Origin of the sequence: Pseudomonas sp. KBS0710, from assembly GCF_005938045.2 — a bacterium.
GTDB lineage: Bacteria > Pseudomonadota > Gammaproteobacteria > Pseudomonadales > Pseudomonadaceae > Aquipseudomonas.
In genome coordinates, this window is record NZ_VCCF02000001.1 from 5,998,010 (window position 1) to 6,018,379 (window position 20,370).

The following is a 20,370-nucleotide window of genomic DNA, read 5'->3' on the forward strand; positions in this document are numbered from 1 at the left end:
GAGTCCTATTTGGCCAGCGGAAAAGTTTTGCCGCCGCTAAGTTCGAGGTTGAGTGTCTTTAGACCTTGCTCGAATTCGGATTTTGTTTTTGCACCTTTTAGAGTCTCCCATACGTGCTTTTTGTACGCGTTGCCATGGACGCCCTCTCCAGCATGAGCGGTTGCTTTTGTATTTGGAAGGCGAGATTTTGAATTCGCAGGCAGCCATATTCCATTTTCTTTTTGGTTTATGTCTATACCAAGTCTGTCCATCCGTCTTCTCAACCAGCGCATACGTACGTCTTTCGAGTTGGACATCACAATGTGGTGTGCTCGGTAGTCTTTGCTCGGAGCCTTACCTAGGCGGCCTCCCAGTTTTTTCGCATCGCTCGAGCAACTTAATCCAAGCGGGTCCATCCATGTTAATGGGTTAGGAGTGTACTGGTAGAGGTTAAAACCACCGAGTAACCCAATCGGATCCGGCGTCGTAAACCGTCCCACATCCGGATCATAAAACCTGAATGTATTGAAATGCAGCCCCGTCTCCCGGTCCAGGTACTGCCCCTGAAACCTGAGGTTCTGCTCCTCAATGTAATAAGGCTCGCGCACCTCTTCCAGCGTGTTGCCCCACACCCGATAAGTCGCTTGCCAGAGCATGTGCCCATCAGCCTCGGTCAACTGCTCCGGCAACCCGTTCAGGTCGTTATGGTAGTAACGAATTTTTTGCAGCGGCCCGGCACCGTCCACGCGAGCCAGTGGCTGATAGCCTTCATCCTCATAAACGTACAGGCTTGTCTGACTGTGTTTATGCTCCTGCAATAACCGCAGACCGTCCCAGGTAAACCGCGTTTCCCCCAGCGGATACCCATCGCTGCCATGCTCGGTTTTTTCTATCCGACGGCCCAGCGGGTCATACACCATCCTGACCACGCTACCATCGTCATTACGCACCTCCATCAACCGGCTCTCAGCGTCATACGCAAACCGCTGCACTCCGCGTTTAGCGCTGCGCTTTTCGATCATCCGCCCAAACGCATCGTAGCGATAACGCTTGTCCTGATACGTCAGCAGCTTGTTATGCACCACCAACCCAGCACCCGCTTGCGGGCCATCCAGCAGGTTGGCGGCGGCGTCGTAGGCAAAGGTTTCGCGCTGCCCGTGCAGGCTGTCCTGGCTGGCGATGATGCGGCCGGTGGCGTCGTAGTGCAGCAGTTGGCGATGTTGCGCGGTGGGTTGCTGGTCGAGTTTGCCGATCAGGTTGTCGGCGGGGTCGTATTCGAATTGCTTTTGTGCCGCTGCGGGCATCAGCGTTGGCTGGCTGTTCAGGCGGCGCTGGCGTGAGCGCAGGCGGCCGCTGCGGTCGTATTCGCTGCGCGTACTGAGTTGGCCCTGGGTGCGCAGCACTTCGCGGTGCAGGCGGTCGCGCTCGAAATCGCTGATCACCTGGCCGTCCAGGTTGATCTGGTGCAGATGGCCGCTGCCGTAGTACAGGCGGTTGAGCCAGCGGCCGTCCGGCAGTTGGGTCTGGATCAGGTTGCCGAGTTCGTCGTAGTGATGTTGCAGGTTGCCGGCAGCACTCTGTTCGGCAAGCAACTGGCCGATAGCGTCGTAGGCGAAACCCAAGGCTTGGGAATTGCCTTGCAGATCAGTGAAGGTCACAGCCGTGAGCTGATCCACTGCATCGTAGCGGTAGTCGGTGCGGCCATCGTCGGTGGTTTTGGCCACCAGTCGCCCGACCGCATCACGCTCCAGCCGATGAACGATGGGCGCGGGTGGCGTCTCGGGCACCACCGCCAAACCATTGCCATAAGGCGCAGGAAGTGCAGTCACCGCCGTGATGTTGTCGAGCAAGTCGTAGTCGTAGCGCTTGGCGCTGCCGTCGAGGTCTTGTTGCTCGGTCAGCCGATCCCCGGCGTCCCACGCAAACCGATAGCTTTCACCGTTCTCATTGACCAGCGCTTGCAACCGCCCATAGCTGTCATACCCAAACTGTACCTGCCGCCCATGGGCGTCGGTGCGCTGGCGTACCTGGCCACGCCGGTTGTGTTGGTAGAGCGTAGTGTGCCCGGCGGGATCGGTATAGCCCACCAACTGGCCACTGGTATCGCGCTGATATTGTTCAGTGCGACCGTCTGGTAGCTGGCTGCTGAGCAAACGCCCTTGGGCGTCGTAGCTGAACTGAGTGCGTTCACCGAGCGCATCGGTGATGACCTGCAAATAACCGCGTTCGTCGTAGCTGAAACGCGTCGGGTAACCCGAACAATCGATATGCTCGACCAACTGCCCGAATGCATTCCAGCGCAGCTTTTTGCTTTTGCCGGTGGCGTCGACAATCTCCACGACCTGGCCGTGGGCGTCATAGCGATAGCGGGTGATATAACCCAGCGGATCAGTCTCGGCGATGCAGTTACCGCGAGGGTCGTAGCGATACTGCCAGCTGTTGTCGGCGGCGTCGGTTTCCACCAGCGGCAATGCCCAATGCTCCAGCCACAAGGTCGAATCACTGCGGCCCAGCGGGTCGGTTTCGCCAATTACGTTGCCGCTCTCGTCGTAGCTGTACTCATAGCGCCCACCCAGCGGATCAGTCGCGCTGAGCAACTGACGTTCGTCATTCCACTCAAACAGCCAAGTCTGGCCGAGGTTGTCGCTGTATTGAATGATCTGGTGCTGAGTGTTCCAGTGCCGCGTACTCACGCGCTGCAAACCATCGGTGATGCGCGTAATACCCGCCTGCAGGTCATAGTCGAACTGGTAAGCGTCGCCCTCATCGGTCCAGTGCTTAACCACGCGCCATTCCAGGCCTTCGACCAGTGCCCACTCATAGAAACAGCGCAATCCGGTGGGTAATTGATGCTCCACCATCCGGCGCCCGGCATCGTAGGCAAAGCGCCGCTGTACCTGGCCGGTTGCATCACGCACTTGCGCGAGATTGCCCGCTGCGTCGTAGCCGTAGCTCACGAGCACTTCGCGACGTTGATCCGGGTAGAGGCGCTCAATATGAGTCACATGACCCTGATCGCGGATCAGCTCAACCTGAACCAGATCGAATGTATCGCGCAGGCGCACCAGCTGCCCGGCTTCGTCATAGTCGATATAGATACGGTTGTCGTTACGATCACCCAGCTGGGTCAGACGCAGTTGCGACGGGTTTGCTGGCACAGGTTCAAACAGGCGGTACACGCCGTCGTCGCTTTCGATCAGCAACTGCCCATTGAGGTGTCGCCGCACCGCAAGCCCTTCACCGGCGCTGAACACTGCGCCGCCCAAGGGAATGGCGCCCATGTCGATGGGCCGACCCTGCTCATCGGTATACACCAGCGTTTCGCCGCCCTCGGGGTGCGGCTGAATGTCGACGTACACCTCGTAGGGCACGCTCCAGCCGATGCCAAACAGGCTGTCCGGGCGTTCATCGCGGCTGTTATAAAAGCGCTGCCAGTCAATCGGCAGGATACCTGGCAGCACAAAATCCAGGTCGTCGACATCACCCAGTACCTTCGCGCCCGTCGCGGCATGCACCGGGTTCGACGAGCCCATCGCAGCGTTAGCCGCAGCGCCCATCGCGCTGCTGATGGCCATCGAAGTGGCCCCGCTGACCAACATGCACGGCAACTTGCTGAAGAACTTGCCCTTGCCCCCTTTGAGCATCAACAGCGCTGTAACCGCCAGCCCGACGCCAGGCGTCTTGCCGCTGCGAATCTCACGCACCACCACCGAACCGCCGCCAATGGTCACGTTGGATGAGATCAGCCCGGACGACACCACTGTCGCATCGCAGGTACTGCGATCACCACTGCGCACGGCGGGTTGGCCGTTGATGGTGACCTTATCCGAGCCTTCGGCCAGAAACTGCGGCGGCATTGGCGGGTGCTTCATACACACCACCAGGTCCAGCGGCTTGGGCACAGCACCCGGTGCAGGTGTGGCGACGGTTGGGCGCCACATCTGCGAAAAGAAACCTGCGGCCATGTCCAGATAACTCGCTTCGGGTTCCGGTTCAGGCGCTTCCAGCTCGGTACCGGCCGGTGTGACATGGGAGCTGATCGCCCCGGCGGCACGGGCGGCAGGTATGTTGTTGGTCAGGGTATTGGTGGAACCGGTGAGAATGTTCGCCTGCACCGTGGGCGGAAACAGGGCGTTACTGAAGGCATCGCATATCTTGGTCAGCCCTTTGTCCGCGCCACTTTTGCTCATGGCCAGGCCAACAATCGTGCCCACCACCGCACCCAGCAGGAAGCAGCCGAGGCCACCGGTGACCACGGTAATGCCAGTGGCAGCAACCACGGCAGCCGTCGCCACCGCCGTGATCGCGATATTGGCCGCCACCTCCAGCACACCGCCGAGGATGTCCGCCATCATCGAAGTGTGGGAGAGCGCATCGCCCATCCGGGCTGCCCATAACGCGTCAGACATGCAGGCAGCTCATCAGGAAATAGCGTCAAACGACAGTGAATTTTTGATCAATGCCCAGTGCGCAGCCTCGGCATCGCCTAGCTTTTCGGCCTTCACATAACTCAAGGCAAGCATCTTGCGCGTACCCGGCAACACCAGCGCCAACTGATACTGGAACACCTTGTCATTGCCCTTGTTGAACTGGCTGCGCAACTCGATACCTTCCACCTCTTGAGCGGCGCCCAGGCGCACGGTAACGCTCGGTTGGCAGCGCAACTCCTGCACCTGTTTTTCCAGGCGCTTGAGTTGGTCGTCGAAGTTGCTGTGCAGGGTTTCGCCTTCGTTGAGCAGGCTGCGGCTGATGATCAGGGACGTGCCCAGCTCAGGGAACTTGAGGATATTGATCGTCGCGTCCTGCAACTCTGCGGCCGGCAGTTGGAACTGAAATTCGTTGATTCGGTACGTCATGGCAAACAGGTCTCGTCAGGAGCTTTTAGGCGTGGGGAACGCGGCTTTGATGTTGGCATCGATGCTGGCTTTCTGGCCTTGACCATCGGGTGTGGCGCCCGGGCCGCCGCCGTTGTTCAGGTGCAGGAGGCCGCCGGTATTAAACTCGGCATCGCCGCTGGCATAGAAACTGATGTTCACACCCGTAAGGTTGATCTGCCCGCTGGCATTCAACTCCAGAATGCTTTCGCCGCAGACCAGCCGCAGGTTCTCGCCCACTTCAATCACGTAGCTCTGGCTGATGCTGTCGGTCTTGCGCTGGCCCACCGAGAGAATGTCCTCCTGCTTGACGATGCGCAGGCGGTTATTACCAATGGTCACCGTCTCGTTATGCCCAATGCTCTTGTTGCGGTCATGGCCCACCGCGTGGCTTTCATCCACTTCCACCACGATGTCCTGATTGCGCTCGGCGTGGATATACAGCTGCTCCAGGCCCTTCTTGTCCTCCATGCGGATTTCATTGAAGTTGGCCGGCGTGCCGCCTTTGCTGGAGCGGCTTTTCATGCCGCTCTGGGTGGCGTTTTCCGGCAGGTCGTAAGGCACGGTCTGCTCGGCGTTGTAGACGCGCCCGGTGATGATCGGACGGTCCGGGTCGCCTTCCAGAAAGCTCACGATCACTTCCTGGCCGATCCGTGGGATCTGCATCGAGCCCCAGTTTTTACCGGCCCAGGACTGCGACACACGAATCCAGCACGAGCTGTTTTCGTTGGATTGATCGTGACGGTCCCAGTAGAAATGCACCTTCACGCGGCCGTACTGGTCGGTCCAGATTTCCTCGCCCTTGGGGCCGACCACCAGCGCAGTCTGCGGGCCTTTGACGATGGGCCGATAGGTGCTGGCCAGCGGGCGGAAGCTTTGCTGGGCGTCAATACAGGTGAGGCTGCTTTCGAACTGCGCCGCTCCCGAGCCACCGCCGCTTTCCAGGCTTTCCTGGACGATGACATAGCGGCAGCCGACGATCAGGTATTCGCGGTTCTGGTCCTGGCGGCTGAAACCGGTGAGGCTGAACAAATGGCCCGAGCCCAAGCCCCGCGCATTACCGCTGAACTCGACCTGTTCATGCAGGGTTTGCAGGGCTTCGATGCGGGTGCGCGCATAGTGTTCGCCGTCGGCGCTTTGCACGTAGGTGCCGGGGTAATCGTACAGCGGGTAGTCGCCGGCGGTGTGTGGGCGCGGCATGGCCGAGCGCACGTCGATGCTGGCGCTGGGGCGCTGGAAGTCGTAGTCGTTAAGCTCCAGCGACCCCGGCTGCACTTCCTGCGCCAGGTGCCAGTTGTGCATATGGTCGCGTTCGCGCTGCTGTTCGTCCTTGGGGTAGTACGGGATCGATGCGTAGCCCGGCACCGTGGTGTGGGCACCATAAGCATCGGCCAGCACCAGCACATGACGGTCCTGTTCATGGCGGAAGAAGTAGTAGATACCTTCCTGCTCCATCAAGCGGCTGACGAAATCGAAACTGGTCTCGCGGTACTGTACGCAGTACTCCCACTCGCGATACGGGCGGCTCAGCGCGTCTTCGAAGTCGGAAAAGCCCAGGTCACGGAACACCTGCTTGATGATCTGCGGGATGCTCAGGTTCTGGAAAATCCGGCAGTCCGAGGTGCGGCTGAGCAGCCAGAACCACGGGCGCAGGGTCACCTGATAACTGGCGAACTGGCCCTGGTCGATATTCTGGCTGCAGCGCGCGACGATGCCGTGGAAATGCCGCTCGCCACCGTCCGCCAACTGCACGCCGACGCTCATTGGCTTGCCGAGCAACTGGTTAAGGTCGATGTTGGCGTCCAGTGAGGTCAGTCGCAGCTCATAGTTGAACAACCTGCCCAGCTCCTCGCCGCCGCCCATTTCATTGAGCAACAGCACATCCGGCCCGAGCGGGCTGGTGATCTTGGCCAGGCGTGAGGCTTGGTTGAATAGCATCGGTTGACCCGTAAATTGCGTAATAACTGTAGGAACCGGCTCCCACAGTTTTGATCGTATTCCGTCAGGTTAATCGTTGAACTGGTAGTGCAATTCATTATCCCGGCTGCTGATACGCACACCCGCCAGTGCCTTGCCTTCGAGCATGCGCGTGAGGAATTCACGGCTCATGTCCGGCAGCAGGCTGTTGGTGAGGATGGTGTCGATCATGCGCCCGCCACTTTCGGTTTCGGTGCAGCGCGAGACGATCAAATCGACCACCGCGTCGTCGTAATCGAAAGCAACTTTATGGGTATTCTCCACGCGCTTTTTGATGCGGCCCAGTTGCAGGCGGGTGATCGCCTTGAGCATCTCGTCGCTCAGCGGGTAGTACGGAATCGTCACCAGGCGGCCGAGCAGTGCCGGCGGGAAAATCTCCAGCAGCGGTTGGCGCAAAGCCTTGGCGATTTCTTCCGGCTCGGGGATGTTCGCCGGGTCTTTGCACACGTGGGAAATCAGCTCGGTACCGGCGTTGGTGGTCAGCAGGATCAGGGTGTTCTTGAAGTCGATCACCCGGCCTTCGCCGTCCTCCATCACGCCCTTGTCGAACACCTGGAAGAAGATCTCGTGCACATCCGGGTGGGCTTTTTCCACCTCATCCAGCAGCACCACGCTGTAGGGTTTGCGCCGCACCGCTTCGGTCAGCACGCCGCCTTCGCCGTAGCCGATATAACCCGGTGGCGCGCCCTTGAGGGTCGACACCGTATGGGCTTCCTGGAACTCGCTCATGTTGATGGTGATGACGTTCTGCTCACCGCCGTACATGGCTTCGGCCAGGGCCAGGGCGGTTTCGGTCTTGCCCACACCCGAGGTGCCGGCGAGCATGAACACGCCAATAGGTTTGCTCGGGTTATCGAGCCCGGCGCGGGAGGTCTGGATACGCTTGGCGATCATCTGCAAGGCGTGGTCCTGGCCGATGATGCGTTTTTTCAGGTGCTGGTCGAGGTTGAGCACTGTATCCAGCTCGTTGCGCGCCATGCGGCCCACCGGGATGCCGGTCCAGTCGGCGACCACCGAGGCCACGGCCTGGTAGTCCACGGTTGGCAGGATCAACGGAGTTTCGCCTTGCAGGGCGGTGAGGCGTTGTTGCAGGTCGACCAATTGCGCACGCAGTTCATCGTTGCCGCTGTCTACCACGCCAGCCTTTTCACGCAAGGTCGCGCGAGTGGCCAATAGCTCATCAACCAGGGTTTTTTCTTCGGCCCAGCGGCTTTCCAGCGTCGCCAGGCGTTCGCGTTCGGCGCTCAGCAACGTTTCGCTGTTGGTTTGACGCGCACCAATGGCAATGCCGATGGCATGCTCACGGGCGATGATTTGCAGCTCGGTTTCCAGCGCTTCGATGCGGCGGCGGCTGTCGTCCACTTCGGCCGGCACAGCATGCAGGCTGATGGCGACGCGGGCACAGGCGGTGTCCAGCAAGCTCACGGATTTATCCGGCAACTGGCGCGCAGGGATGTAGCGGTGCGACAGTTTCACCGAGGCTTCCAAGGCTTCATCAAGGATCTGCACCTGGTGGTGTTTTTCCATGGTCGAGGCCACGCCGCGCATCATCAGCAGCGCTTTGTCTTCCGACGGCTCGGCCACCTGCACCACCTGGAAGCGGCGGGTCAGGGCCGGGTCTTTCTCGATGTGTTTTTTGTACTCGGCCCAGGTCGTGGCGGCTACGGTACGCAAGGTGCCACGGGCCAGCGCAGGCTTGAGCAGGTTGGCGGCATCACCGGTCCCGGCGGCACCACCGGCACCTACCAGGGTGTGGGCTTCGTCGATAAACAGAATGATCGGCTTGGGCGAGGCCTGCACGTCTTCGATGACCTGGCGCAGGCGCTGTTCGAACTCGCCTTTCATGCTGGCGCCGGCTTGCAGCAGGCCCACGTCGAGGCTGCGCAGCTCCACATCCTTGAGCGCAGGCGGCACGTCACCGGCGACGATGCGCAGGGCGAACCCTTCGACCACGGCGGTTTTGCCCACACCGGCCTCACCGGTGAGGATCGGGTTGTTCTGGCGGCGGCGCATCAGGATGTCCACCAGTTGGCGGATCTCTTCATCACGCCCCACGATCGGGTCGAGTTTGCCGCTGCGCGCCTGTTCGGTCAGGTCGACGGTAAAGCGCTTGAGCGCCTCCTGCTTGCCCATCGCACTGGGGGCCATGGCGCCGCTGGCTTCGCCCGGCACGGCACCGGCATTGAAGCCATCGCTGGCACTCAGCGCATTCTCCGGCGAGTCGCCGACATATTCGTCAAAACGCTCGCTCAGGGCTTCGGGTTTGATCTTGTCGAACTCGGCGGACAAGCCCAGCAGCGCATGGCGCAGGCTTGGCGTCTTCAGAATGCCCAGCACCAGGTAGCCGGTACGCACCTGGCTTTCGCCAAACATCAGGCTGCCGTAGACCCAGCCGCGCTCTACGGCTTCCTCCACGTGGGAGGACAAATCGGTGATCGACGTCGAACCACGCGGCAGGCGGTCCAGCGCTTCGGTCAGGTCACGGGCCAGGCGCGCCGGCTCCACGTTGAACTGACGGATGATGCGGTGCAGGTCCGAGTCCTGTAGTTGCAGCAATTGGTGAAACCAGTGGGCCAGTTCCACATACGGGTTGCCCCGCAGTTTGCAGAACACGGTGGCGGCTTCGATGGCCTTGTAGGCCACGCTGTTGAGTTTGCCGAACAGTGCGGCGCGACTGATTTCACCCATGCTCTGGATTCCTTGAGGTGGTGGCGTGGTCGGCGTAGTGCCGGGCCAGGATTAGGTCGTTGGCGTCATGCTTGGGTTGGCCAAGCCAGGTGTTGAAGCCCAGGCGGAACTGGCCATTGAGTTGCAGCTTTGGGACTTCGGGTTGTTGCAAAACCAGGTTCAAGTCCCAGTCCAGTTCATGGCCCAGGTACTCGGCCACCCACGCCACCAGTTCGTTGAACGGCTGGCTGCCGGGCAGCATGCCCATGTAATCGTCCAGCTTGAGCGGGCCTAAACGGATGCGGAATTTATGCTGGCGATCCCACACATGGCGGCCCAGGCAAAAGTCCACGCCCAGCTGGTTGGCGCTGACGCTTACGCGGCTGCGCTCGGGCAGTTCCAGCCATTGGCCGACGTATTCTTCGATGGCTACCGGCAGGCCGAAGTATTCGCTGAGAATGGCCTTCAAGCCGTCCGGGTAGCGGGTTTGCGCCGACAGGTGGCCGCTGTAATGCAGCTTCGCGGTGTCGGGAATCAGCCCCTGATTCAACAGGCTCGGCATGCCTCTACCACTCAGTGCTGCGAGGCGTGCGGACCAGTAATCATCATCCGGGCGGTCGTGGCTGACCGTCGGCCGCGCCTCGGCCCAGGCTCGGTAAAACAGGCTGAGCAGGCGATGGTGGAACACATCCAAAAACTGTTTGCTGGTGCTGTCGGCGTTGTTGCGCTGGCGTTCACGCACGTACTCGGTGATATGCAGCGGCAGCGGGCCATTGGGGCCGCCGAGGCCGAAAAAGAACTGCTCCAGCCGCGCCGGTTTGCCATCACCGCCGGGGTCGACCGAGGCCAGGGTGGCTGGGGCGAAGGTGCAATCAGCCTGTTGCCCGAGGCGCAGCGGGTCATCCGCCAGACGCAGGGAATGGCCCAGGCGCGGCAGCTCGGGCGATTCGCACTCGATACGCCGCAGCGCCTGGAAGAAATCGTATTCCCAGGGCTCCTGATGCATCGCATCCAGTGTGTTCACAGGGTCGGACGTCGCCCGGGCTTGGCTTTCCATCGCATGATCTCGCCGCGTTCGGTGGTACGGATCACCGTCTCGGTAAAGCTGTTGATCGACACGTAACGTGCCAGGAAGCGTTCCAGCACCGCACCGAGCAGGAACACGCCGGTGCCGCGAAACGCGTTTTCATCAAATTCCAGGGTGATTTCCAGGCCACGGCCAAACACGATGGGGCCGGACATCGGCAGGCGCCGGGTCACGGCTTTGCTGCTGACTTCGCGCAGGCCTTCGATCTGCAATTGCAGCGCCGCGTCATTGCTATCGCCGTACAGGCGCAGCAGTTCACGCAAGGCGCCAGCGCCCTGGCCTTGTTCGCTCAGCGACAGGTAGTTGAGCGACAGCTGGCTGATCAGGCGCCACGCTTTAGCGTCATGGGCATGGCTGGCACGCGGACGACTCGGCCCGGCGACGCAGCGCACAGACAACACCGGCGCGCTGTCGGCCAGGGTGAAGTCGGTCTTGCCATTGCCCACGCTCATGAACAGCGGCAGATCGCGATTGGTACACAGGGCGGTCACGCCGAGCTGGCGCAGGTCATGGCGGTACGGCGCTTGCTGGCTGTCGACCAGGCTGACGAAGGTTTCGCTGCCCACATAGGTAGAGCGCGGGCCATTACGGCGTTGGTCGCTGGACAACACCCGAGGCTCCCGGCGCAGCGTGTAGTAAGCCTGATCGCGGCCGTAGCGGGACGGATCGCGCACCGCATAGAACGGCAGGAACGGCTGCTCCGGCCCAGTGCCATGGCCGGTGATGCCGCTCAACGAGTGAATCTCAAAATCCATCGGCCGTGTGCGGTCAGCGATGACATGGTGTTCGTTAACGCGGTCCGACAGGTGAATACGGTCGACGCGTTTGGGAAACAAGTTGATCGCCGGCGTGCAGAACGGCATGAACTGCGCCGCGCCGACGCTGCCTTCCAGGCTCGGTTCGTGACGGTCGAACAGCACGATCAACTCCAGCTCCTGGCCGTCGCAGCGTTTGACCGCACGGCTCAGCTGCGCGAATTCGACGAACAGGAAACGGTGGGGCAGGGCGAAGTATTCCTGCAGTAGCCGATAACCCTGAAACGCGCGGGCCACCACCGGCATGGCCGCATCGGCGTCGTCAAAACCACGGGAGCGCAACGCGTCTTGCGGCAGGCGCTCGACCCAATCACCGCCGGGTTTGCGGGCAAACACCGCGCAGGCATTGCCGAGTAATTGTTCGTAGAGCCGAAACGGCTGCTCATCGGCACCGCTGAGGTACAGCGGCAGGCTGTCGAGGTCGAGGCTGTTGAACTGCAAATCGGCGCCGGTGCGCAGGGTCAGGCGCAAACCCGCCTTGGCTTTGGGTTCGCTGGCGGCCAGGCGTCCCAGCACGGCGCCGGGGTTGCCGAAGTACTCAGCATTACTGACCTGCAACGGCCACAGCGTCACCGGGTGCGCGGTGCGGTACTCGCAGCAGGTCTGGGTTTCGCGGCCCAGTGCGGCACGCAGCACGGTGTCGCGCGGCAACGGGAAACCGCTGGCCAGCGAGCCTTCGTCGGGGTCGGTCTGCAATTGCACCACGGTCATCGACGGCGTGGGTGCCAGGTAGTGCGGGTAGGCGATTTCCAGCAGGTTATGGGTGAAGGTCGGGTACTCGGCGTCGAGCTTGAGCTGCACGCGGGCCGTGAGGTAGGCAAAGCCCTCGAGCAAGCGTTCGACATACGGGTCGGCGCAGTCCATGCCGGACAACGTCAGCCGACTGGCGATCTTCGGGTATTCCTTGGCGAACTCGGCGGCGCTTTCGCGCACATGGTGCAGTTCCTGGTTGTACAGCTCCAGCAGGCGCGGGTTCATGGGCGCCTCCGCTGGTCGGCGTTGACGACACGCACGTGCCCGGATTCCAGGTCGAGGTCGGTTTGCAGCAGCAGGCGCAACGGCACCGGCTGCGCCCACAGGTCGCCTTCGATCTCGAAACTCAGCGCGTTATGGTTCATCTCGCCATGGCCCACACGGGCTTTGACGCGCAGCGTGTGGCGCAAAATACGCGGCTCAAAGGTGGCGATGGCTTGATAGATCAAGGCTTCCAGCGCTTTGATATCCACACTGGAAACGCTGTTGCCCGCCAGCGCCGGCAGGCCGTAATTGACCACCGAAGTACCGGCTTGGGTGTGCAACGTCGCATCGGCGTCGAGTAGCGACGTGGTGTTAAGCAACCACGCCAGGTCACGCAGCACCGAGGCTTTTAATTGGGTCAGGGACAGCACGCGTTTATCGGCGCTTTCCTTGGGATTGGTCGGGTCGTCGTCGGTCAGCCGGTCCAGCAGGGACGGTTGCAGACGGTCGCGGGAAGCGATTTCAGTTACCACCAAAGCAGCTCCACGGACGGGCTAAGAGAGGGACAAGGTGCCAGGGGTCGCAGCCAGGGGCCGCAGCCATGGGCTGCGGCCGCCAGGGCTATCAGCGCTTGGTGTTGGAACGGATGTTCCAGCCAAACTTGATCGCGCCGCCGTCTTTGGTGCCGTCGGCTTTCTGCGGCTGGTAGTCGACCATCACCTGGGCGAAGTTCAGGGTGACGTTTTCGGTCAGGCGATCATCGGTGCCCGAGCCGCCGGTGCTCAGGGACGTGACCAGCACTTCTTCCAGGTTGATCACCATGTACTCGACCTGGCTTTCGCCGCCGGCCTTGCGCACGGTCAGCTTGACCTTGTCGATGTGCTTGCCGCTGGCGCAGTGCATCATCAGGTTAGGCGACGCCTTGTCGACGTACTTGGTCAGCGACAGGTCCTGGATATTCACCTTGCCCGCGCCGCCGCCGCCGCCCACATGCATGTTGCCGGACTGGGCCATGCCCCAGCTCCAGTTCAGCACGTCGATTTCGTCCTTGTGGGCCTTGTCCATGGACTCGCCCTTGATGTCGCCGATCTTGATGAAAATATCAACAGCCATGTTTTCTCCCTGTGTGGCACGGGCCACTGAATTTGGTTTGTGTGGGAACCCGCTTGTGTGGGAGCGGGCTTGCTCGCGAAAGCGGTGTATCAGCCTAAGATGTTTCGACTGACCCACCGTATTCGCGAGCAAGCCCGCTCCCACACAAGCCCGGCTCCCACAGAAGAGCCGGTTCAACCGTTAGTTATGCGCTTTTTGCCGAAGGCAGCTTCGATACCAGGCGCAACGACACCGTCAGCCCTTCGAGCTGGTAGTGCGGGCGCAGGTAGAACTTGGAGTTGTAGTAACCCGGGTTGCCTTCGACGTCTTCCACGATCACCTCGGCGGCGGCCAACGGGTGCTGGGCCTTGGTGGTTTCGGTGGAGTGCGCAGGGTCGCCGTCGACGTAGTTGAGGATCCAGTCCTGCAACCAGCGCTGCATCTCGTCCTTCTCTTTGAAGGAACCGATCTTGTCGCGCACGATGCACTTCAAGTAGTGCGCGAAACGGCAGGTGGCGAACAGGTACGGCAGGCGCGCGGCCAGGTTGGCGTTGGCGGTGGCGTCCGGGTCGTCGTATTCGGCCGGTTTCTGCAACGACTGGGCGCCGATGAACGCGGCGAAGTCGGTGTTTTTCTTGTGCAGCAGCGGCATGAAACCGTTTTTGGCCAGCTCCGCTTCACGGCGGTCGCTGATGGCGATTTCGGTCGGGCACTTCATGTCCACGCCACCGTCATCGGTAGGGAACGTGTGGGCCGGCAGGTTTTCCACTTCACCGCCAGACTCCACGCCACGGATGCGTGAGCACCAGCCGTAGTGTTTGAACGAACGGTTGATGTTCACCGCCATCGCGTAGGCAGCGTTTGCCCAGGTGTACTTGGAGCTGTCGGCGCCGTCGGTGTTTTCTTCGAACGCGAAGGCTTCCACCGGGTCGGTCTTGGCGCCATACGGCAGGCGCGCCAGGAAGCGCGGCATGGTCAGGCCGATGTAGCGCGAGTCTTCCGATTCACGCAACGAACGCCAGCCGGCGTATTCCGGGGTGGTGAAGATCTTGGTCAGGTCGCGCGGGTTCGACAGTTCCTGCCACGAGCCCATGCCCATCACGGTAGGCGAGGCCGCAGCGATGAACGGAGCGTGCATGGCGGCGCAGACTTTCGACAACTCGCCCAGCAGCTCTACGTCTGGCGGCGACTGATCGAAGTAGTAGTCGCCCACCAGGCAGCCGTAGGGTTCGCCGCCGAACTGGCCGTATTCTTCTTCGTACATCTTCTTGAAGATCGGGCTCTGGTCCCACGCTGTACCCTTGAATTTCTTCAGGGTCTTGTGCAGTTCAGGTTTGGCGATATTGAGCACGCGAATCTTCAGCTGCTCATCGCTCTCGGTGTTGTTGACCAGGTAGTGCAGGCCACGCCAGGCACTTTCCAGCTGCTGGAAATCCGGATGGTGGATGATCTGGTTGACCTGGGCGGTGAGCTTGGCGTCGATGGCGGCGATGATCGATTCGATCGACTTGATCGCGTCATTGGACACCAGGTCCGTCTGCGCCAGAGCCTGTTCGGCCAGGGTGCGCACAGCGGTTTCCACGGCTTCGCGGGCACGCTCGGTCTTGGGTTTGAATTCTTGCAGCAGCAGGTTGGCAAACTCGCTGGCTTCTTCGGTAGCCCCCAGAATCTGGGAGCCTTCGCGGGCGGTATTGTCGGTCATGATTACTGATCCCCTGCTGGCTTAGGCGCGCTGGCAAGTGCCTGAAGCAGTGCCGGGTCCTTGATCGCCTTCATGATGATTTCTTCTGCGCCAGTCTTGCCGTCCATGTAGGTCAGCAGGTTGGCCAATTGGGTGCGGGCTTCGAGCAGTTGCTTGAGCGAATCGACTTTGCGGGCCACGGCGGCGGGGCTGAAGTCGTCCATGCTTTCGAAGGTGATGTCCAGGCTCAGGTTGCCTTCGCCGGTCAGCTCATTCGGTACGTGGAAGGCTACGCGTGGCTGCATGGCCTTGAGGCGCGAGTCGAAGTTGTCGACGTCTACCTCAAGGAACTTGCGATCAGCCACAGGCGCCAGCGGCTCGGCAGGCTTGCCGGCGAGGTCGGCCATCACGCCCATTACGAAGGGCAGCTGGACCTTTTTCTCGGCGCCGTAAAGCTCGACGTCGTACTCGATCTGCACTCGAGGCGCACGGTTGCGCGCGATGAATTTCTGAGAACTTTGCTTCGCCACGTTGCTGCTCCTGGTCGCTTGAGCGACGGTGTTGTTACTGCACAGTCCGGCGGCTTACTCGCCTTCCGGGCCGCGCAGGTTTTCAAATTGGGACATGCCGTCGGGAATCAGATTGCGCACGATGGCCGCAAAGTCGGCGTGCACCAGATGTTTCGCCCGGTTCAACAGCACCGGCAACGGGCTCGAAGGCTCGTGCCGCGTGTAGTACGCAAGGATCTTGTCGAGGCTGCGCAGCACGTCATCGCGGGTGGCGATGTCGCCCGTGGGGCGCGGTGCGGCGGGGGCGGCGGCGAAATCAACCGAGGGGGCATCGTCTTCACTGACGGCCTCGGGTTCGCTGCTGCCTGCAGGGTCGGGTACGGCTTGATTGAGGATCTGCAGCGCCTGCTTGAGCGGTTGCTTCAGCAGGCTCAGGTCCACGCCCTGGGCCGAGCCGACCTGATCGCTGACCTGTTGTTCGATGGCCTCGCAGGCGGCACGCGCGGCACTCAAGGCGTCGCGCGTGGCTTGCAGTTGTTCGGAGTCGCTGTCGAGGAACGCGGCATTGAGTTGCTGGGCGCCGAGTTGTTCATCCGGGAAGTTCGACAGGCCGCTGGCGTTGAGCGCCGCACGCAGGCTCACCGGCCCGAACGTGCGTGAGCGCGTGAGGATGCTTTCGCGCAGCAGGCGGATGGTCGCGTCGCTGGTCAAGCCAGACAGGGCGTTGATGCGCACCGTGGGGTCGTTATCGTCGTCGGCATCCAGGCGCGGGTACAGCTCGGCCCAGTATTCGCGCAGCAGTGCGTTGATCAGCGTAAGGACTTCGGCAAGCCCGGCCACACCCTGGAGGGCGAGGGAGCTTTGCAACAGGAAATGGGTGATACGCAGGTCTTTGCTGCGCTGCAACAAATCGAGGCTTTGCTGCTGGATGCTGCGCCATTGTGGTGGTTCGGCGGGCAAGATCGAGTCGCCCATGCTGCGCTCGGGTTGGCCCTTGGCATCACGTTCCAGTTGAAGGAATTGCGCGTCATATTCCAGGTCTTCGCCACAGGGCGAAGTCGCGGAAACGGCGGCGAGCAGCAACGGCACATCCACTTGATTCGATCTCCTTATCAGCCCGTTAGATGGCGGGCAATGCATGCATTAGTTGCGCAATGAACTTTGCATGTTTTCTTGGTCATATACTCAGCGTGCCACTACGGCGCCATCACTTATGTTCAAGAAGTTGTGCATTTTTGGTGTAGTAGTTACGCGTTGTCAAGGTAAGCTATTCGCCCTCTGTGACAGATGTGCGGTGTTTAACACACTGCGCGACTGACGGGTCTGACGGCGCCCGCAGACAGGATTTTTGTCACAGAAGCCGGTTAAGATCAGCAATCATGCTGACAAAAGCAGATTTACGGTCGTTTGCACGACTTGGCAGGGTGCTTGCGGGAAGCGCTCTCCCTTGGAATAGACCGCGCGTGATGTATCAGCAAGGAGGCAAGATGTCGCTGTGTTTGACTATCACTAGTTATCACAAGATCACCCCTGGTCAATGCCCTGAAAAGTCCATGAATCAGGGCGTGATGGCTATTGGCCGCAGCTCCGACAATGACTGGGTATTGCCTGATCCAGAGCGGTTAGTCTCCTCGCAGCATTGCGTTATCCAATACAAAGATGGCCGTTACTATCTAACCGATAACAGTACAAACGGAGTGGAGTTGGTTAACGCCGGTATCCGAATGCGTAGAGGGAACAGCGAGCCGTTGCAAGATGGCGAGTTGATCCGCATCGGCGATTACGAGATCCAGGCGCGTATTGATTTCAACGTGCAAGCGCTTGATAGCCAACCGTTCACTGGCGATTCGCCGAACAGTTTTGAAGCGCTGATGGGCGCGGTGGCGAACAAACCCGCACCCGTGCCGGTGATCGCGCCGCAGTTTCAAGGCGCGTCGTCGATGGACACGTTGCCCGACCTGTTCGACTTCCTCACTCCGACCACCGTACCGCCGCCTACCGTGGCGGACCACGTACCCAGCGAGCAGCACGATTTTCGTCCGCCAACGCCGGTCGCGGTGCCCGTGGTCGAAAAGCCCGTGATATCGGGCTCGGTGATTCCCGAAGACTGGGATTTGTTCGGCGACACGCCCGCGCCCGTTGTTGCAACGCCACCGCCGGTTGCGCCACCTGAACCGCCGGCAGCGCCGGTCGTCCAGCCAACCGCCCCGGCCATCACCCAACAGCCCGACTTGCTGCAAGCCTTCCTGCGCGGCGCCGGGCTGGACCAGTTGCGCCTCGACAAGGCTCAAGCCGAAGCACAGATGGAAAGCATCGGCCGCAGCTACCGCCTAATGGTCGAAGGGTTGATCGATGTGTTGCGTGCCCGCGCCAGCCTCAAAGGCGAGTTCCGCATGCAGCAGACCATGATCCAGCCGGCTGAAAACAACCCGTTGAAATTTGCGCCGAATGCTGACGAAGCCTTACTGCTGCTGCTTCGTCATGGAAACCAAGCGTTTATGGCGCCGGACATTGCCGTGCGCGACAGTTTCGACGACCTGCGCGCTCACCAACTGGCGGTGATGGCCGGTGTGGAAGCGGCGATCAAGCACCTGCTCACGCGTTTTGAACCGGCACAGCTGGAAGAGCGCATGGGCAAGCCCGCCGGGCTGTCGAGCCTGTTCAACGGCTCGCGCCAGGCGCAGTACTGGCAGCAGTTCACCGAGCTCTACAGCAATATTTCCCGTGAGGCCCAGGAAGATTTCCAGGACCTGTTCGGTCGTGAATTCAGCCGGGCTTACGAAGAACACAGCGCACGACAGCGACGCTAAAACGCGCCGCAACAATGGATAAAACGGATAGCTAAGTACGTCATTGAGGACGCAGGATGATTCCCAGGTTTTTACTCGCAGCCGCCACCGCGCTGTTGCTGACGGCGTGTGCCAAGGACGCGGTCAAACCCGAGGTTGCCGCTGAGGCGCAAGCAGGCACTGCCGCCGTCGAGTTGCACTTTCACGCCATTGCCGGGCTGAACCCCGGCGCCAACGGCCAGGCTGCGCCGGTACGGGTGCGCATTTTTGAGCTGAAAAACGCCGCCACCTTCAGCCGCTCCGACTACTTCGCCTTGGCTGATCGCGCGCAATCCACCCTGGGCCTGGACCTGCTGGACCAGGATGAAGTGATGATCCAGCCCGGCCAGCAATTGAGCATCCAGCGCGACCTTGACCCCTCCACACGCCAGATAGGCTTGCTGGTGGGCTATCGCGAACTGGACCGCGCGCAATGGCGCACGGTGCTCAGCGTTCCGGCGCGCCAATACACCGAATACCAGATCAGCCTCGATGTGCGCGCCGTGCGCGCCGACGTCGTGGTTCCCCCATCCAGCCCTGCCCAATAAGAAACCCTCGGAGTCCCCATGTCCTGGAACAATCGCGTGGTCTGGTCGGAAGGCATGTTCATCGGAACGCAGCACTTCCAGCAGCATGACCGTTACCTGGAAAACCTCATCGACGCGCGCAGCCGCCCGTTGTCCGCCGGTGCCTGGGGCTTTTCCGAGTTGCTGATTGACCAGGGCCTGCTGGCCCAGGGCAAGCTGGCGATCGTGTCGGCGCGTGGCCTGTTGCCCGACGGCACGCCGTTCAATATCCCTCAGGATGACCTGGCGCCGAGCCCGCTGAATATCGACGACAACCTGCGCGATGGCCTGGTGTACCTGGCCTTGCCGCTCAAGCGCGCCGGTGCGCGAGACACGGTGGATGAAGGTGAAGCGCTGGAAGCCGCGCGCTACGTCAGCCAGGTGCGCGAAGTGCGCGACGATAACGCCCCGTTTGAAAACCGTGCGCCGGTGGCCGTTGGCTCTCGAGCGCTGCGGCTGTTGACCGCACAGGACGGCATCAGTGACTACGCCGCCATCGGCCTGGTGCGCATCAAGGAAAAACGCGCCGACCGCGCGCTGGTACTCGACGACACTTACATCCCACCGGTGCTGGACGTGACCGCGAGCAAACCGCTGACGGCCTTTCGCAGCGAATTGCTCGGCCTGCTGCACCAGCGCGGCGAAGCCTTGGCGGGCCGCGTGGTCGCCTCGGGTGCGGGTGGGGCGTCGGAAATTGCCGATTTCATGCTGCTGCAATTGGTCAACCGGGCACAGCCGCTGATCCAGCATTTGAGCCAGTTAAGCCCATTGCACCCAGAGCGATTCTTCAGCGAACTGGTGAGCCTGGCCGGTGAGTTTTCGACCTTTTCAACCTCAGGCCGTCGCCCTCAGGAATACCCGCAATACCAGCACGATGACCTGTCGCTGAGCTTCGCCCCGGTGGTGGCGGCGTTGCGTGAAGCACTGTCAATGCTGATCGACAGCAAAGCCACACCAATCCCGATTGTGGAAAAAGCCTACGGCATCCACGTGGCCATGCTCGCCGACAAAACCCTGCTCGACAGCGCCAGTTTCATCCTCGTGGTGCGCGCCGACGTGCCCGGCGAAACCCTGCGCGCACGCTTCGGCCAGCAGAGCAAAGTCGGCCCGGTGGAGCACATCCGCGACATGGTCAACCTGCAACTGCCAGGCATTGGCCTGCTGCCGTTGCCGGTTGCGCCACGCCAGATCCCTTACCACGCAGGCTCCACCTATTACGAGCTGGACCGTGGCAGCGAGCACTGGCAGCAACTGAACAACTCCGGCGGGTTTGCCTTCCATATCGCCGGGCAGTTCCCGGGCTTGAACCTGGCCTTTTGGGCGATCCGAGGATAATCC

14 protein-coding genes are annotated in these 20,370 nt (G+C 61.2%); 3 read left to right on the top strand and 11 right to left on the bottom strand.

Translation table 11 applies throughout. The annotated features are described in order from the left end of the window. Nucleotides 1–5: 5 nt before the first annotated feature. The 11 genes from FFI16_RS27305 to tssA all read right to left on the bottom strand — a co-directional run bounded on the left by FFI16_RS27305 (nt 6) and on the right by tssA (nt 16,733). Complete coding sequence (locus FFI16_RS27305; RefSeq protein WP_138813278.1) at nt 6–4,388, bottom strand: RHS repeat-associated core domain-containing protein; 4,383 nt, start codon at nt 4,386–4,388, stop codon at nt 6–8. A gap of 12 nt (nt 4,389–4,400) precedes the next feature. Continuing rightward, nucleotides 4,401–4,835, bottom strand: coding sequence for a DcrB-related protein (locus FFI16_RS27310; protein WP_138813279.1), 435 nt, complete (start codon nt 4,833–4,835; stop codon nt 4,401–4,403). A gap of 15 nt (nt 4,836–4,850) precedes the next feature. Further along, nucleotides 4,851–6,791, bottom strand: a complete 1,941-nt coding sequence (locus FFI16_RS27315) for a type VI secretion system Vgr family protein (RefSeq protein WP_138813280.1) — start codon at nt 6,789–6,791, stop codon at nt 4,851–4,853. 69 nt (nt 6,792–6,860) lie between these two features. Beyond that, the gene (gene tssH, locus FFI16_RS27320) at nt 6,861–9,518 is read right to left on the bottom strand and encodes a type VI secretion system ATPase TssH (RefSeq protein ID WP_138813281.1); all 2,658 of its coding nucleotides are present in this window, start codon (nt 9,516–9,518) and stop codon (nt 6,861–6,863) included. Continuing rightward, nucleotides 9,511–10,554, bottom strand: coding sequence for a type VI secretion system baseplate subunit TssG (gene tssG / locus FFI16_RS27325; RefSeq protein WP_138813282.1), 1,044 nt, complete (start codon nt 10,552–10,554; stop codon nt 9,511–9,513). The genes tssH and tssG overlap by 8 nt, the downstream gene beginning before the upstream one ends. Then, nucleotides 10,518–12,377 carry a type VI secretion system baseplate subunit TssF gene (gene tssF / locus FFI16_RS27330; protein ID WP_138813283.1) on the bottom strand — a complete coding sequence of 620 codons (1,860 nt, stop codon included), beginning with the start codon at nt 12,375–12,377 and terminating at the stop codon, nt 10,518–10,520. Before tssF ends, tssG begins: the two co-directional genes overlap by 37 nt. Beyond that, nucleotides 12,374–12,889 carry a type VI secretion system baseplate subunit TssE gene (gene tssE, locus FFI16_RS27335; protein ID WP_027608263.1) on the bottom strand — a complete coding sequence of 172 codons (516 nt, stop codon included), beginning with the start codon at nt 12,887–12,889 and terminating at the stop codon, nt 12,374–12,376. The genes tssF and tssE overlap by 4 nt, the downstream gene beginning before the upstream one ends. A gap of 91 nt (nt 12,890–12,980) precedes the next feature. Beyond that, entirely contained in the window at nt 12,981–13,469 is a 489-nt protein-coding gene (locus tag FFI16_RS27340) for a type VI secretion system tube protein Hcp (protein ID WP_005792512.1), read from the bottom strand. Between the two features lie 184 nt (nt 13,470–13,653). After that, nucleotides 13,654–15,150 carry a type VI secretion system contractile sheath large subunit gene (gene tssC / locus FFI16_RS27345; protein ID WP_017135822.1) on the bottom strand — a complete coding sequence of 499 codons (1,497 nt, stop codon included), beginning with the start codon at nt 15,148–15,150 and terminating at the stop codon, nt 13,654–13,656. Nucleotides 15,151–15,152: 2 nt separating this feature from the next. After that, nucleotides 15,153–15,659: a type VI secretion system contractile sheath small subunit gene (gene tssB / locus FFI16_RS27350; protein ID WP_017135823.1), complete on the bottom strand. Its 507-nt coding sequence runs from the start codon at nt 15,657–15,659 to the stop codon at nt 15,153–15,155. 54 nt (nt 15,660–15,713) lie between these two features. Then, a complete protein-coding gene (gene tssA / locus FFI16_RS27355) occupies nt 15,714–16,733 on the bottom strand; it encodes a type VI secretion system protein TssA (RefSeq protein ID WP_138813284.1) in 1,020 nt (339 codons plus the stop codon). A 392-nt stretch (nt 16,734–17,125) separates the two neighbouring features. Here tssA and tagH point away from each other — a divergent pair, with 392 nt between their 5' ends. Genes tagH through tssK form a run of 3 tightly spaced genes read left to right on the top strand, consistent with a single transcriptional unit; the run spans nt 17,126 to nt 20,367 of the window. Further along, nucleotides 17,126–18,448, top strand: coding sequence for a type VI secretion system-associated FHA domain protein TagH (tagH, locus tag FFI16_RS27360; protein WP_138813285.1), 1,323 nt, complete (start codon nt 17,126–17,128; stop codon nt 18,446–18,448). A 56-nt stretch (nt 18,449–18,504) separates the two neighbouring features. Beyond that, the gene (gene tssJ / locus FFI16_RS27365) at nt 18,505–19,014 is read left to right on the top strand and encodes a type VI secretion system lipoprotein TssJ (protein ID WP_138813286.1); all 510 of its coding nucleotides are present in this window, start codon (nt 18,505–18,507) and stop codon (nt 19,012–19,014) included. Between the two features lie 18 nt (nt 19,015–19,032). Then, nucleotides 19,033–20,367 carry a type VI secretion system baseplate subunit TssK gene (tssK, locus tag FFI16_RS27370; protein ID WP_138813287.1) on the top strand — a complete coding sequence of 445 codons (1,335 nt, stop codon included), beginning with the start codon at nt 19,033–19,035 and terminating at the stop codon, nt 20,365–20,367. Nucleotides 20,368–20,370 lie beyond the last annotated feature (3 nt).

Bases quoted from the DNA above. Each gene is read 5' to 3' on its own strand.
- FFI16_RS27305 (WP_138813278.1), bottom strand. From the start codon at position 4,388: ATGTCTGACGCGTTATGGGCAGCCCGGATGGGCGATGCGCTCTCCCAC.
- FFI16_RS27310 (WP_138813279.1), bottom strand. From the start codon at position 4,835: ATGACGTACCGAATCAACGAATTTCAGTTCCAACTGCCGGCCGCAGAG.
- FFI16_RS27315 (WP_138813280.1), bottom strand. From the start codon at position 6,791: ATGCTATTCAACCAAGCCTCACGCCTGGCCAAGATCACCAGCCCGCTC.
- tssH (WP_138813281.1), bottom strand. From the start codon at position 9,518: ATGGGTGAAATCAGTCGCGCCGCACTGTTCGGCAAACTCAACAGCGTG.
- tssG (WP_138813282.1), bottom strand. From the start codon at position 10,554: ATGGAAAGCCAAGCCCGGGCGACGTCCGACCCTGTGAACACACTGGAT.
- tssF (WP_138813283.1), bottom strand. From the start codon at position 12,377: ATGAACCCGCGCCTGCTGGAGCTGTACAACCAGGAACTGCACCATGTG.
- FFI16_RS27340 (WP_005792512.1), bottom strand. From the start codon at position 13,469: ATGGCTGTTGATATTTTCATCAAGATCGGCGACATCAAGGGCGAGTCC.
- tssC (WP_017135822.1), bottom strand. From the start codon at position 15,150: ATGACCGACAATACCGCCCGCGAAGGCTCCCAGATTCTGGGGGCTACC.
- tagH (WP_138813285.1), top strand. From the start codon at position 17,126: ATGTCGCTGTGTTTGACTATCACTAGTTATCACAAGATCACCCCTGGT.
- tssJ (WP_138813286.1), top strand. From the start codon at position 18,505: ATGATTCCCAGGTTTTTACTCGCAGCCGCCACCGCGCTGTTGCTGACG.
- tssK (WP_138813287.1), top strand. From the start codon at position 19,033: ATGTCCTGGAACAATCGCGTGGTCTGGTCGGAAGGCATGTTCATCGGA.